13 protein-coding genes are annotated in these 13,314 nt (G+C 62.0%); 6 read left to right on the top strand and 7 right to left on the bottom strand.

The window, feature by feature from the left end:
- The first annotated feature begins 143 nt into the window (after positions 1-143).
- Complete coding sequence (locus OHL13_RS15690; protein WP_263411070.1) at positions 144-1,235, top strand: Rieske 2Fe-2S domain-containing protein; 1,092 nt, start codon at positions 144-146, stop codon at positions 1,233-1,235.
- A gap of 354 nt (positions 1,236-1,589) precedes the next feature.
- Positions 1,590-3,443: a 30S ribosomal protein S1 gene (locus OHL13_RS15685; protein ID WP_263411069.1), complete on the top strand. Its 1,854-nt coding sequence runs from the start codon at positions 1,590-1,592 to the stop codon at positions 3,441-3,443.
- Between the two features lie 314 nt (positions 3,444-3,757).
- Here OHL13_RS15685 and OHL13_RS15680 read toward each other — a convergent pair whose 3' ends face one another.
- Positions 3,758-4,048, bottom strand: a complete 291-nt coding sequence (locus OHL13_RS15680) for an ArsR/SmtB family transcription factor (protein ID WP_263411068.1) — start codon at positions 4,046-4,048, stop codon at positions 3,758-3,760.
- Between the two features lie 12 nt (positions 4,049-4,060).
- Positions 4,061-4,447: an RNA-binding S4 domain-containing protein gene (locus OHL13_RS15675; RefSeq protein ID WP_263411067.1), complete on the bottom strand. Its 387-nt coding sequence runs from the start codon at positions 4,445-4,447 to the stop codon at positions 4,061-4,063.
- Positions 4,448-4,529: 82 nt separating this feature from the next.
- Here OHL13_RS15675 and OHL13_RS15670 point away from each other — a divergent pair, with 82 nt between their 5' ends.
- Positions 4,530-6,593, top strand: coding sequence for a TonB-dependent receptor (locus OHL13_RS15670; RefSeq protein ID WP_263411066.1), 2,064 nt, complete (start codon positions 4,530-4,532; stop codon positions 6,591-6,593).
- 20 nt (positions 6,594-6,613) lie between these two features.
- Here OHL13_RS15670 and OHL13_RS15665 read toward each other — a convergent pair whose 3' ends face one another.
- From OHL13_RS15665 to OHL13_RS15655, 3 genes are all read right to left on the bottom strand, one after another.
- Positions 6,614-6,751: a hypothetical protein gene (locus OHL13_RS15665; RefSeq protein ID WP_263411065.1), complete on the bottom strand. Its 138-nt coding sequence runs from the start codon at positions 6,749-6,751 to the stop codon at positions 6,614-6,616.
- The gene (locus tag OHL13_RS15660) at positions 6,748-7,119 is read right to left on the bottom strand and encodes a hypothetical protein (protein WP_263411064.1); all 372 of its coding nucleotides are present in this window, start codon (positions 7,117-7,119) and stop codon (positions 6,748-6,750) included. Before OHL13_RS15660 ends, OHL13_RS15665 begins: the two co-directional genes overlap by 4 nt.
- Before the next feature lie 66 nt (positions 7,120-7,185).
- On the bottom strand, positions 7,186-7,602 hold the full coding sequence (locus OHL13_RS15655) for a DUF2251 domain-containing protein (RefSeq protein WP_263411063.1): 417 nt from the start codon (positions 7,600-7,602) through the stop codon (positions 7,186-7,188).
- A gap of 65 nt (positions 7,603-7,667) precedes the next feature.
- Between OHL13_RS15655 and OHL13_RS15650 the strand changes: the two genes are divergently transcribed.
- The gene (locus OHL13_RS15650) at positions 7,668-8,873 is read left to right on the top strand and encodes a hypothetical protein (RefSeq protein ID WP_263411062.1); all 1,206 of its coding nucleotides are present in this window, start codon (positions 7,668-7,670) and stop codon (positions 8,871-8,873) included.
- A 267-nt stretch (positions 8,874-9,140) separates the two neighbouring features.
- Here OHL13_RS15650 and OHL13_RS15645 read toward each other — a convergent pair whose 3' ends face one another.
- Positions 9,141-10,031, bottom strand: coding sequence for a universal stress protein (locus tag OHL13_RS15645; protein ID WP_263411061.1), 891 nt, complete (start codon positions 10,029-10,031; stop codon positions 9,141-9,143).
- A 6-nt stretch (positions 10,032-10,037) separates the two neighbouring features.
- Complete coding sequence (locus tag OHL13_RS15640) at positions 10,038-10,970, bottom strand: bestrophin family protein (protein ID WP_263411060.1); 933 nt, start codon at positions 10,968-10,970, stop codon at positions 10,038-10,040.
- Between the two features lie 168 nt (positions 10,971-11,138).
- Here OHL13_RS15640 and OHL13_RS15635 point away from each other — a divergent pair, with 168 nt between their 5' ends.
- Both OHL13_RS15635 and OHL13_RS15630 read left to right on the top strand, forming a co-directional pair.
- A complete protein-coding gene (locus tag OHL13_RS15635) occupies positions 11,139-12,617 on the top strand; it encodes an ATP-binding protein (protein WP_263411059.1) in 1,479 nt (492 codons plus the stop codon).
- Positions 12,614-13,261, top strand: a complete 648-nt coding sequence (locus tag OHL13_RS15630) for a response regulator transcription factor (protein ID WP_263411058.1) — start codon at positions 12,614-12,616, stop codon at positions 13,259-13,261. Before OHL13_RS15635 ends, OHL13_RS15630 begins: the two co-directional genes overlap by 4 nt.
- Positions 13,262-13,314 lie beyond the last annotated feature (53 nt).

Below are 13,314 nucleotides of genomic sequence, written 5' to 3'. Positions count from 1 at the left end.
TCTCGTCGATGGAGGAAGGGCTCTCACGTGAGATCAGTGTAGGTGCAGTTGCGCGATGCGAGTTGGGTGGCGTGTGTTCTTCGTCACACCACAGAGAACGCGCAACGCACATCTCGCAACTTCTGTTGTAGTCTCAGGCTCGGATGAAGTTGCGCAACGACAAGCTGATGGAGGGGGTTGAAGGCCCTCCGACAGAGATGATTTTTGGCGAGTGGTACCCGGCGCTGCGCAGCGACCTGCTGCGCAAGGGCAAAACCACGACCGCCCTTCTGCTGGGCGTGCCTCTCCTGCTGGGCCGCAAGAATGACGGCAGAATCTTTGCCATGAGGGATCTATGCCCCCACCGCGGCATTCCGCTCTCCGCGGGCTGGTTTGATGGCGAGCATGTGCAGTGCAAGTACCACGGCTGGAAGTTCGAGCCCTGCGGCGGCCAGTGCGCCGAAATCCCTTCGCTGACGCAGTTTGACACCCTGCAGCCCGGCAAAATCTACGCCGGCGCCTATCCCTGCGTGGAGCAGGATGGCTATGCCTGGGTGTACATGCCGGAGCCAGGCGCCAGCCGCGTCCAGGCCAGCCTGCCGCCTGTTCCCGAGCTGCCAAAGTTCGGCAAACACTTTACTTACGCCCATATTTCGGCAGATCTTCCGTGCAATGTGGACCACGGCATTATTGGCCTGATGGACCCGGCGCATGGACCGTTTGTGCATCGTGCGTGGTGGTGGCGTTCGGCGGCCAGTATCCACGAGAAAACAAAGCATTTTGAGCCGATTCCGGAGGGTTTCCGGATGTCGCCGCATGTGCCGTCGTCCAACTCCGCGCCGTACAAGCTGATCGGAAAACCGGAGACAACGATCGATTTTGTGCTGCCAAATCGGCGTTTCGAGACGGTTTTAGCCCGTAAAAACGGCGAAATTGTGCACTGGTTCGCGTCGCTGACAACCGTAACGCCGGTGACGGCCTCCACCTGCCGCATTGATGTCATCGCCGCCTGGAGCATGCTGCACTGGCTGCCGGTGGTGCGGCCCATCGCAATGTGGTTCGGCAAACGGTTCGTCCGCCAGGACCAGGAAACGATGATGGAACAGGCCGAGGGGCTGCGCTTCCGGCCGGCGATGATGCTGATCGACGACGCCGATAAACCGGCCAAATGGTACTTTGCCCTGAAACAGCGGCGTTTGAGCGGAGAAGGGGAGCATCCGCTGCCTGGTCCGGTGGAGCTGCACTGGCGCAGTTAAGGCTATCTAACGATAGGGTCATCGCGCTGGAGTAACCCTACAGGTAGGTAACCACCGCAGATCGCGCCAAAACCGCGTCAAATGTATGTAAATGATGTGCCGCATTAGTTTGACGCGCGTTATCCACGTTGCTACCATAGAAGTCGAGCCCCTCTGCTCTACGAGACCAGCGGGGGGACCCTGCAACAACTGATTTGCTCCTGCCTGCCGAGCCTCCCATTGGGAAGTGTGACAAGTAGTTGAGCCGGACACGAAAAAACGTGAGCCGACTTGATGGCTTGCCAGAAATCGGCAGAGCGAGTGAATCCTGGCCTCGGGAGTCTTCGTCCAATGGTGGAATCCCAAACTCGTCCAATGGCTGAATCCCAAAATCCTTTAACAGAGAGCAAAACCCTGAACACCGAACTGGAAACCCTCGTACCTGAAGAGACGACCGCCGTTGCGGCCGCCACCGACACCACGCACACCACCAACGCTGATGAAGCCGACGATGTCGATTACGACATGGCAGACTTCGCGACCGCGCTCGAGAGCTTTGATCGCGAGCAGGCAGCCGAGAAGGAAGCAGCTCAGTCGGTTATGTCCGACGACACCATTACAACGGGCACGGTGGTCAAGATCACCGATAAGCACGTGGTTGTGGACATCGGACTGAAGTCCGAGGGCCTGATTCCGCTGGATCAGGTTGTGGATCACACCGGCGCACCGAAGTTCCAGGTGGGCGATACGGTGGATGTGGTCGTCGAGCGCGAGGAGCCCGAGGGCGGATATCTGGCCAGCTACGAGAAGGCCCAGCGCCTGCGCGTTTGGGACGAGCTCGAGAAGGCCTGCAACGACAAGGCAATCGTCACCGGCACCGTTCTTGGCCGCGTGAAGGGTGGCCTGACCGTCGACATCGGCATCAAGGCATTCCTCCCTGGCTCTCAGGTTGAGATCCGCCCTGTCCGTAACCTGGACGCCTATGTTGGCCAGCCGATCGACATCCGCGTCATCAAGCTGAACAAGAAGCGCGGCAATGTGGTTGTCTCCCGCAAGGAGATCCTGGAAGAAGAGCAGAACAGCAAGAAGTCGCTGACCCTGGAGACCCTGGAAGAGGGCGCGGTGCTGACCGGCGTGGTGAAGAACCTGACCGATTACGGCGCGTTTGTCGACCTGTCCGGTCTGGACGGCCTGCTGCACATCACCGACATGAGCTGGGGCCGCCTGACGCATCCGCGCGACCTGGTCCAGGTTGGCGACGAGATCCAGGTAAAGGTTCTGAAGTTCGACAAGGACAAGCAGCGCGTTTCGCTCGGCTTCAAGCAGCTGACACCTGACCCGTGGCTCGACGCTGTGGAGCGTTACCCGATTGGCGCGCAGGTTCGTGGCCGCGTTCTCTCGGTAACCGACTACGGCGCGTTCGTTGAGCTGGAGCAGGGCATCGAAGGCCTGGTCCACGTCAGTGAGATGAGCTGGTCCAAGCGTCTGAAGCACCCCTCGAAGCTGGTTAAACCTGGCGACGAAGTGGACACCATCATTCTGCAGGTGAATCCGAGCGACCGCCGCATCTCGCTGGGCATGAAGCAGCTGCAGGAGAATCCGTGGGAGCAGCTGGACGACAAGTTCCCGGTCGGTTCGACCGTGGAAGGCCGCGTCCGCAACCTGACCGACTTCGGCGCCTTCATCGAGATTGAAGACGGCATCGACGGCCTGGTCCACGTATCGAACCTGAGCTGGACCAAGCGCGTGAAGCATCCTTCGGAAGTCCTGAAGAAGGGCGAGAAGGTGAAGGCTGTTGTTCTGGGTGTTGAGCCTGAGAACCGCCGCCTGTCGCTGGGCATCAAGCAGCTGGAGCCGGACGTCTGGGATACCTTCTTCGCGCAGCACCGTACCGGTGATGTGGTGAAGGGCAAGATCCTCCGCACCGCGCAGTTCGGCGCGTTTGTTGAGATCGCCGAAGGTGTTGAAGGTCTGTGCCACATCTCTGAGATGGTCGACGACATCGGCGCGCCGGTGAAGATGGACATCGGTGACGAGAAGGAGTTCAAGATCGTCAAGATGAGCCCGGAAGAGAAGAAGGTTGGCCTGAGCCTGCGCGGTATCGGCGAAGATGCCAGCCGCGACGAGGTCGAGAGCTACAAGAAGGCAGCTTCTTCCTCCAGCTCCACCTCCTCCTCCGGCACCACGCTGGGCGACCTGATCAACTGGAAGCGCTCGGAGCGCGAGTAACCCTCGCTTCCGCAGTAAAAACAAGCAACGGCCATCCTTCGGGGTGGCCGTTGTTGTTTCTGCACGACAGAAGCATCCGGATGACAAGCAACAAAAAAGCGCCCGTGGCCGCATGAGGGATGGCCGCCGGGCGCTGGCGCGGAGAATGGATTCGCCTTAAGTACTTCGACGGTCATCGAAGTACTTAAGCAGACGCGGCGATCCTCGGGGGCGATGCATTAAATGCGGAGGACGTCTGCTTTTAAAGCTTGCTTGTTTCCAACGATGTGGCTTCCCAGGGCCCGAGAAGCATTCCGCGGAACATCTCGGCGACTCTAAATCTGCGAGAGTTCGTCGAGGTAGGCCTTCAGCACATCGCGGTTGACGGAGAGGTAGCCGCAGCGGCCTTCGCGGCGGACCTCGATCAGGCCGGCGACCTCCAGCTCCTTGATGTGGTGGGAGAGGGTGGGCGGCGTGATGTTCTGCGTCTCCTGCAGTTCGCCACAGGTCATGCAGCTTTCGCGGGCGGCCAGGTCCTTCAGCATCTGCACGCGGCGCGGCTCTGCCAGGGCGCGGCCAATGCGCGCGAATTCCTTGGGTGTGAGCGTTGCTTTGCGGGTAACCATGCGGAATTTATTCTACCTTCCGCGCAGTTTGCTTAACTGACGGCGGTCGCGCTTGGAGGGCCGTCCTTCGTGCTCGAACTCGAAGACGGGCATGGACTTGCGAGCCTCTGCCACCAGGGCGCGCGCGGCCTTGCTCTCTTCGCTCTCCTGGTAGAGCGCCTGCGCGGCGGCGGCAGGGCCCCGGATCTCACTGAGGGCGAGTACGTTCACCTCAAAGGTGCCGCCGTCGTTGGTGATCCGCAGCCGGTCGCCGGGTTTTACCTCGCGGGAGGGCTTGGCGTTCTGTCCGTTGAGAAGAACGCGGCCGAGGTCGCAGGCCTTGACGGCGATCGACCGGGTCTTGAAGAAACGGGCCGCCCACAGCCATTTATCCATGCGCACATGTGCAGGTACAGCCATGGTGATTATTCTCTCGCGTCGAAACCTTCTTTCGCCAGTAAGGACGAGCCAAACGTATCTTCGCTATGCCATGATCGTTGGCATGAAGCACGTCCGGCATGCCGCAGCCGTTGCAGTCCTTTGTGTCTCTGCCCCGGTCTTTTCGCAAACCGCAGCACCCCAGCCCGCAGCCCAGCAGCCGCCGTCGCGGCCTGCTGTGAATGAGCAGGTGACGGTAACAGCATCGCGCCAGGCGCTGACGCTGGATGCCGGCGCATCGAGCGTACGTGTGCTCTCAGACGAAGACCTGAACCGCACACCCGGCTTTACGCTGGATGACCGTTTGAAGCAGGTGGCTGGCTTTCAGCTCTTCCGCCGCACCTCATCGTGGGTGGCGAACCCCACCTCGCAGGGTATTTCGCTGCGCGGACTTGGATCGACGGCGGCCTCGCGCACGCTGGTGCTGAGCGACCAGGTGCCGCTGAACGACGCCTTTGGCGGCTGGGTGCACTGGAACGAAGTGCCGCGGCTGGCGCTGCGCCAGGTGGACCTGATGCGCGGCGGAGCTTCGGACCTGTACGGCTCCTCTGCGATCGGCGGAGCGATCAACGTGACTCCGGAAGAGGCTGGGCCGCTGCGCTATGGAGCTTCGCTGGAAGGCGGCGGGCTGAACACGCTTAACGGCGATGGCCTGCTGACCGCAGCCAGTGGCCCGTGGAGCGGCCTGGGCGCGATCACGCTGTTCCAGACCGATGGCTATAAGCTTACCGCTCCTGCTGCGCGCGGACCGGTGGATGTGCCTGCGTTTGTGCACTGGCAGAGCGGGCGCACGGAACTGCGGCACCGTTTCACCAAGGAGCTGGACGGCTTTCTGCGTGGCAACCTGCTGAATGAGAATCGCGGCAACGGCACGCCGCTGACGACCAACGCCACGCGCATATGGCGCTATGCGGCGGGCGGCGACTGGAACTCAGCCGACTATGGCCGAGCCTTCCTGCGGCTGTATGGGTCAGAGGAGAATTATCGCCAGAGCTTCAGCACGGTGCTGGGCGGAGCAGCACGCAGTTCAGAGCGCGTGGTGCGCACGCAGAAGGTTCCTTCAGAGGAGCGCGGCTATGCCACGCAGTGGGCGCGGGGATTCGCGGGGGCTCCGGTAACAATTGCCCTCGGGTCGGACATGCGGGACATTCGCGCGACCAACATTGAGACACCGTACAACGCATTGAACGTTCCGCAGCCGCAGACCAATACCCGCGCGCGGCAGCGCGACACCGGAGTGTATGGCCTGGGAGTATGGCAGCCGCGGCACTGGACCATCCAGCTTTCGGGCCGCTATGACCGCTTCTCCATCCTTGACCCGCGACAGATCTCAACGCCTGCCGTTGCGCTGACCGGACGCGATGAGAATGTCTTCAGCCCGCGGCTGGGCGTGGTGCGGGATATCGGACGTGGCGTTTCGCTGACGGGGTCCGTCTTCCGCGCCTTCCGTGGAGCCACGCTGAACGAGCTGTACCGCACCAGCACGGTGGGAACCACCACGACGCTGGCCAACCCGGATCTGCGTTCGGAGCGTGCGACCGGATTTGAGCTGGGCGGCAATATGACGCTGGCACACGATATCCAGGTGCGCGCCTCGGGCTTCTGGACGATGGTGAACCGGCCGATTACGACCGTGATCCAGACACAGACCTCCAGCGCCACGACGGACAAACGCTTCAACGCGGGTCAGCTTCGCAGCCGCGGCATGATGATCGAGACACGCGTGCATCCGATCCGCCCGCTGGTGATTACCGGGGCCTACCAGCTTGCAGTGGCCACCGTGACGCGTTTCGATCAGCAGCCGCAGCTTGTCAACAAGTGGGCGCCGCAGGTGCCACGCCACTCCTTCACATTGACCACCCAGGCAGAGAGCCGCCACATTGGCCGGCTGAACGTGATTGCCTATGCCAGCGGCCGCCAGTACGACGACACGCTGAATACGCTGAAGCTGGGAAGCTATGTACGGTTTGATGTGCAGGCCGAACGCGACTTCGCGCGGCGGTTTACGGCGTCAGTCGCCGTGCAGAACCTGCTGGACCGGTCCATCGATGCGGGACGCACCGGCGTGCTGACGCTGGCGGCTCCGCAGACAGTCACCATGCGGCTGGCGCTGCATGGTGCCAGATAGACTCCCGGCCTTCCCATCAGCTACCGTTTTGCGATGCCGCGATAACGGTGCGTCCTTCGACGGATGACCCAGGGCCAGAGCGCCAGCTTCGCGCAAATCAGCACCGCCAGCAGAGAGAACAGGGCGATGGCAACAGTCTTGTTCTCGGGCGAGATCATGCCCTTTCCTGTTGCGGGAAGGTGCGGAGCTCACCCTCTTCCACCTCTCCCAGGGGCTCGCGGCGCAGCAGGGGAAGCTGGGCCAGGGCGATGCGCATGCGTTCCGCCATCTCAGTGGAATCTGCCGGGTTGCGGACGCCGGCCAGCGTTGTGTACATGCGGCCAAGAATCTGGTCGCGGACGGAGCGCTGGCGGCGGCGTACCAGCCAGCCGAGCGAGCCATGCAGCAGGGCCACGGCCATGGCGGCCACGGCGGTCATCTTCCAGGGGTTGCTGAAATGAGGGCTGAGGAACAGGTGCACCAGCACGATGACCGGTAGGCTCATCAGGTTCAACACCATCTCAATATTTCTGAAGAATGCAGTCATGGCCCATCTCCCTAATTTTTGGGGAATCCAAGTGTAACGCGTCTATTTCCCCGGAGACAGGTAACGCTAGTTGTACAGGGCAGCCTCGAACTGCTGCAGAAGCTCGTCGCTCCATGCATGGCTGCTGCTGCGCCAACTGCTCTGCTGGCCTTCCATGAAGTTGGGGAAGTTGGTACGGCAGTAGCCGCAGCGCTGGCCGAAGTCCGCGATGGCGTGGGCGTAGCCGTTCAGGTAGAGCACGGCTTTCAGGCCGTCCGGCGACCAGACGATGCTGGCCAGGTGTTCGCGCTCAGCGTCGGGGATGTGCTTCACGTTGTAGATCAGCATGGCGTCCTGGATGCGCTCATCGGAGTCGCCAAAACGCGTGTCGACGGCGTAGAAATACGCCGTGTCGCCTTCATCTTCAAAGATTACTGCCCAGGGGACGGTGGGGGAAAGCGAGGAGAGATAGGCCTTGCCTGGGCGGAACGAAACGGAATCCATACCCCTTCACGATACACTCAAAGCAGTCCCGGAACCCCGGAAACGGGCCTGGGGACGCCATCGCAATGACCCTGCCACGTATTCATTTTGGACGTCCGCAGCAACTGGCTGCGCTGCTGTTGCTTGTCTTCTTCGTGCAGGGGCTGTACCGCATTGCCCATGCCCCGCTGACCGAGACCGACTATCGCTACGCCCGCTGCGGGCGCGAGATGTGGGAGCGTCCGTCGCCGCTGCTGGGTTACTTCACCTCCTGCGGCAACATGCAGGGCGATGGCACCTTTGCCTACCGCGCCGCCGGTCTGCCGCTCTCCGTCCAGCGCTGGGCCCTGCTGACGGTCGACCACTTCCGCAAGCCGGAAGACCGCCTGTATCCCGGCGATACGCTGAATGGTTCCACGTGGGAATCGCGCCACCAGCTCTCCTATGTGAACTGGCTGCTGCGCCTGCCTTTCCTGGGCTTTGGCCTGTGGCTGGGCGGAGCTCTGTGGTGGGTAGCCCGCCGCCTGTTCGGCAATGAAGGCGGTTTTTTCGCACTGGGCCTGTATACCTTCTGCCCGGAGATTCTGCGCGCCTCCACCACGCCGAACAACGAGATTCTGGCGGCGTGGGGCCTGTTCGGGCTGATCTACACCAGCATTGGCGTGGCGCATGCCATGCAGGGTCCGCGGCATAAGTGGAAGCCACGTATTCTGCTGCTGACGCTGGCGCTTGGACTGACGGCGACCGCGCATATTCTGGCCGCCATCTTCGGCTTCCTGGTCTCGTTTGTGCTGATGCTGTACCTGGGCGAACGCCGCCGCGGCAACGTGATGCAGGCCATGGTTCTGGCGGGCGCCGGTGCGATGGCGATTGTCTTCGCCTTCTTCGCCTTCCGCATCGGCCCGTTCAGCTATGTCTTCACGGCGGGCGCGGCGCGTTTCTGGTTTTCGCTGCAGGGCCTGTCGCTCTTCTTTGGCAACTGGATGGAGAACGCCGCGCTTGAGATTGCGCTGCTGGTGGCGCTGGTGCTGTGGGCGACCGTGCGGCGCTCACGCTACTTTGGCAACACGGTGCCGCTGCTGGTGGCGCTCCTTCTGCTGCCGCTTGCCTCCACCGGCGTACGTTCCGAGCCCTGGCTGTGGGCCGTACCGTTTCTGCTGACCTTTACCGGCGGCGTGTTTGCCGATGCGCTGGAAACAAAGTACCGCAAGCTGTTCCTGGTACTGGCCGGAACCGTACTGCTGACGCAGGCACTGATCTCGGTCGTCACCCTGAAGCTGGCGCTTCTCTAAGGGTGTCTTCCAGTCGCTTCTCCCTGGAAGCCGGTGTTTGAGAGCTTTAGCTTTCAAACAGATTAAGCAGTGGCCCTTCAAGCCACTGAAAGAGCGCGTGACGAAGAGGGCTCAAGCCCCGGGTTCTTTATGACAAGAACCGGGGCTAAGCCCTTTTATCTCTGGCTAAAGCTCTCCGGCAAAAAAATCACCGCAAAGAAAAAATCCCGCCCCCCGCTGATGCGAGGGGGGCGGGGTGGGTTCGAGAGGTTCCCAAGTAAAACCCTCTTAGGCGACCTCTTCCAGCACCGGTGCCGGTGCGGTGACGGTGAGGCCGTGCGTGGCCAGCGGCACGCTGACAATGCCCGAGCAGCACTCGCGAAAGATGGAGCTGACCTCGGAGCGGAAGACGCCGCGTTCGACGGCGGCCCCCTGGCTGACCATCAACATCTCCACGCCACTGGTACGGATCAGGCGCGGCAGCTCGCGGCGTGCCTTGCCCTGGCCGACGTGAATCTCGACGCGCTGAGCGATGTCCAGGCTGGAGGCGACCTGCGTCAGCCAGTCCTCGGCGTACTCTTCGCCCAGGGGAGCCTTGGTCCGCAGGGTATGTGCCAGCGAGCCTTCATTCACATCGGGCACCACGTGCAGCAGGTGCAGCGTGGAGCCGGTCTGCGAGGCATACTGTGCGGCCTGGCGGACGTGCGCAAGACCTTCTTCCGGGCTGCTGACCCACACCCCGAGATGGCGGTCCATGGTTGCCGGCGGAGTTCCGCCGACCATGGTGCGTCCCAGGGTCCAGACCGGGATAGGCAGGGTTTGAATCATGCGCGCGCGCATGGAGCGGTGCCAGGGGCGGGGAAGGCCGGACTGGTCGCTGGGGGGCAATACAAGTAGGGCATCGCGGTGTCTCTGGCAAAACTCCGCGATACCCTCCGCCGGATTTCCGCTCATCAACACCCGCTGGCATTGAGGATAGTTATCGGCTTCGGCGAAAAACGATTGCAACTGCGTGTTGGCATCGCGATACAGCATGCGATCCGCGTTGTACACGTGCAGCAGGGTCAGCTTGCACTGGAGCATGTCCACCCAGCGCGCCACGGCAGGAACAGCCGCGTGGCAAGCATCAGAAAAATTGGTAGCGAAGATGATGTGTCTCGTGTTTTGCAGCATCGCCATACTCCTTTAGAAAACAATTCCATCGACCGGTTGCAGGTCGCCCAGCTTCTTGCGCTGCTCGCTGGGCAGCTGGTGAACCTCGCCCATCTGCTCGCGCAGGTTCAGTTCAATCGTCCGCGACAGGGCGGTCATCGGCGTGTCGTGAATGGTGTTCTCGAATGGGTTAGAGATCTCTTTGCTCATCAGGTCAGCCGCGATAAACGTAAAGCTGATCAGCGTGCTGGCGACCGGGGTCAGCAGCTCCAGGTTCTCCACCAGGGCCAGCGGCAGCAGCCAGCAGAAGATGCTGACCAACAGGCTTGGCATGTAGTCGAACTGGCGGGGCAGCGGCGTGTTCTTGATGCGCTCGCAGGCGCCCTGGATATTGGCCAGCGTGGTCAGGTTCTCGTCGATGGCCGTCCAGCGGAAGCTGTCAATCATGCCCTCATTGCGGGCCTGCTTCAGCAGCCGGCCCATGCGTACCAGAAGGGCGGCCGGAACGTTCTTGTACTGGCGCAGCTCATCGGCAATCTCTTTGCCAAGAATGGACTGCAGTTCGGGGAAGGGCGTCTGTTTGCGCAGGTGGCAGCGAAGCACGTGCGGGAACGCAATCTGGTGCAGCACCAACTGATTGCGCAGCGGGATGCGGTCTTCCGGTTCCAGCTCATCGTCCAGCATGGTCAGGAACTGGCGGCCGAGCGCGCGCGAGGTGTTGACCAGCGATCCCCACAAGGAACGCGCCTCCCACCAGCGGCCATAAGCCGAGTTGGTGCGGAAGGCAAGGAAGATGGTGAGCGCCGAGGCCAGCGGAGCCACGGGCAAGCCATCCAGAGACATCCAGTGGTGATGGAAGACCGTGTAGACGATGGCGACCGTGCAGTCGAAGAACAACAGGATCAGCAGGCGGCGCCAGGCCTGCGGCCAGATCCTCTTCAGTGGAAGTCGATCACGAACAATCATGGAAGGATGTGTTTCCTCTCTATTGCTCGATTTGACTCAAGATCGCGCGCTATCCCGCCCTATCCTTCCGGTACTCTTTTGCACGCATCACGGGATAGAGGGCGAGGCTATCTTTTGATAGCGAGGGGGCTCGTCCGCGGATATGCTGGCGTCTAATGGAAGTACGCCATGCCTACCGCCGCAGCACGCCGTAGAAGAAGACGCCGCATCCGCATCAGTAACCGGATCCGCGGCTTTGCCTCCAGCCGCCGGCACATGCTCACGCTGGCCGCGACGGTGGTGGCCCTGCTGGCGGCGCTGGAATGGGTCTACGACTTCGACTTCTCGCTCGGCATCCTGTACATCTTCCCGGTGATTGTGGCCGCCACCGTGCTGAACCGCTGGCAGATTGTGGCGGCGGCTATCTTCTGTGCATGGACACGCGGCCTGTTTACCGCGGATGAAACGCACCTGGAACACATCCTTCGTTTCTGCATGGCCACCATTGCCTATACCGGCTGCGGCCTGCTGATCTACCAGATCAACGACTCGCGCCGGGTGGTTCTGCTGCACTATGCACGCATCCGCTTTGAGCAGAAGCTGCGCCGCCGCGCCGAAGAGCAGCTTCGCCTGATGGCCGAAAGCAGCCCGGCCGCGATCCTGACACTGTCTGCCGATGGCCGCATTCTTGCCGCCAACCATGCGGCACATGAGATGTTCGGCCTGAGCGAGCACGAGTCGCTGACGCAGCGGCCTATCCGCGACTTTGTCAGTTTCTTCGATGAAGCTCTGCGGCTGCCGTCTGACCTTGGCCGCATACGCACCAACACCAGCACCTGGGCGGCCCGCGCGGATGGAACGCACTTTCCGGCCAGCGCGTGGTTCTCCATTTACGGCGATGCGGACAGCCGCAGGCTTGCGGCCATTCTCGTGGACAACTCCAACGACGTACGGGAACGCGAGCAGGCCCACTTCGAGCAACTGACCCAGCACAATCGCGTGCTGGCAGGAGCTGTCTCGCATGAGATTCGCAACCTGTGCTCGGCGATTGCGGTGGTGTCGTCCAACCTGGAGCGGCACAGGAACCTGACGGGGGATGCGGACTTCGACGCGCTGAAGAACCTTGTCTCCGGCCTGAGCAACATGGCCTCGTTTGACCTGCGCAACCAGGCGCGTACGCAGCATCCGCCGGTGTCCCTGGCGGCGCTGGCCGATGAGCTTCGCGTCATCATCGGGCAGGACTGGGAAGAGATTGGCGGCACGCTGGAGTGGCATGTCCCCGTGAACTTTCCCAGCGTGCAGGCCGAGCGCGATGGACTGCTGCAGGTGCTGCTGAACCTGACACAGAATGCCCTGCGCGCCTCGGAGCAGATCGAGGCTCCGCAGCTGGCGATTCGCGCCTTTGACCGCAAGGGCCGCGCCGTTCTGCGGATCTCCAACAACGGGCCCGCCATTGCCGATCCGTCGGCGCTGTTCCAGCCTTTTCGCACGGCGTCGACCAACGGCACCGGGCTTGGCCTGTATGTGGCGCGCGCCATGGTCAAAAACTTTGGAGGCGAGCTGCAGCATGTACCTACCGTTACCGGCGTGACCTTTGAGATAACCCTGCGCTTTGCGGGTTCGCGTAGCATCGAACTGGACCAGCCACAGGAGGTAGAAGCGCAGTGAGCACAGCCACCGGTACAAAGACCGTCCGCCTGTTTATCCTGGACGACCATGCACTCTTCCGCGAAGGCCTGCTGCGGCTGCTGGAGAGCGACAGCCGCTTTGAGATAACGGGCCACAGCGGAACGCCCGCCACGGCACTGCAGCAGATCGTCACCGCCGCTCCGGATGTACTGATCCTGGACTACGACCTGGGCAGCCAGACAGCGCTGGACTTTATGCAGCAGTTGAAGCGTACGGATTTTGAAGGACGCGTTCTGCTGGTCACCGCGGGCCTGCCGGACAACGATGCGCTCACCCTGATCCGGCTTGGCATCTCAGGCATCTTCCATAAGCAGGACTCGCCCGAGTCGCTGCAAAGGGCAATCTTCGAGGTCTCGCAGGGGCGCGTGCTCATTGATCAGCAGTACCTGCAGACGATTGTTGCCGCCAGCACACCGCAGGACGCTCCGCGGTTTACCGAACGCGAACGCACGACGCTGCGCTACCTGCTGCAGGGACTGGCGAACAAGGAGATTGCATCGCAGCTCAACATCTCAGAGAGCGCCGTGAAGGCAACGCTGCAGCAGTTGTTCTCAAAGACCGGCGTACGGACGCGGTCGCAGCTGGTGCTGCTGGCGATTGAACGCTACCGGTCGCAGCTCTAGCGAGACACCCACCCATCGCTGCGCGATGGATGGGGCACCCGGCCCCTCCAAGG

This window comes from Terriglobus tenax, assembly GCF_025685395.1.
Classification (GTDB): Bacteria; Acidobacteriota; Terriglobia; order Terriglobales; family Acidobacteriaceae; genus Terriglobus; species Terriglobus tenax.
This window is presented reverse-complemented; position numbering and strand designations above follow the sequence as displayed.

Coding starts and splice junctions, on each gene's coding strand:
- OHL13_RS15690 (WP_263411070.1), top strand. CDS start 144: ATGAAGTTGCGCAACGACAAGCTGATGGAGGGGGTTGAAGGCCCTCCG.
- OHL13_RS15685 (WP_263411069.1), top strand. CDS start 1,590: ATGGCTGAATCCCAAAATCCTTTAACAGAGAGCAAAACCCTGAACACC.
- OHL13_RS15680 (WP_263411068.1), bottom strand. CDS start 4,048: ATGGTTACCCGCAAAGCAACGCTCACACCCAAGGAATTCGCGCGCATT.
- OHL13_RS15675 (WP_263411067.1), bottom strand. CDS start 4,447: ATGGCTGTACCTGCACATGTGCGCATGGATAAATGGCTGTGGGCGGCC.
- OHL13_RS15670 (WP_263411066.1), top strand. CDS start 4,530: ATGAAGCACGTCCGGCATGCCGCAGCCGTTGCAGTCCTTTGTGTCTCT.
- OHL13_RS15665 (WP_263411065.1), bottom strand. CDS start 6,751: ATGATCTCGCCCGAGAACAAGACTGTTGCCATCGCCCTGTTCTCTCTG.
- OHL13_RS15660 (WP_263411064.1), bottom strand. CDS start 7,119: ATGACTGCATTCTTCAGAAATATTGAGATGGTGTTGAACCTGATGAGC.
- OHL13_RS15655 (WP_263411063.1), bottom strand. CDS start 7,602: ATGGATTCCGTTTCGTTCCGCCCAGGCAAGGCCTATCTCTCCTCGCTT.
- OHL13_RS15650 (WP_263411062.1), top strand. CDS start 7,668: ATGACCCTGCCACGTATTCATTTTGGACGTCCGCAGCAACTGGCTGCG.
- OHL13_RS15645 (WP_263411061.1), bottom strand. CDS start 10,031: ATGGCGATGCTGCAAAACACGAGACACATCATCTTCGCTACCAATTTT.
- OHL13_RS15640 (WP_263411060.1), bottom strand. CDS start 10,970: ATGATTGTTCGTGATCGACTTCCACTGAAGAGGATCTGGCCGCAGGCC.
- OHL13_RS15635 (WP_263411059.1), top strand. CDS start 11,139: ATGCCTACCGCCGCAGCACGCCGTAGAAGAAGACGCCGCATCCGCATC.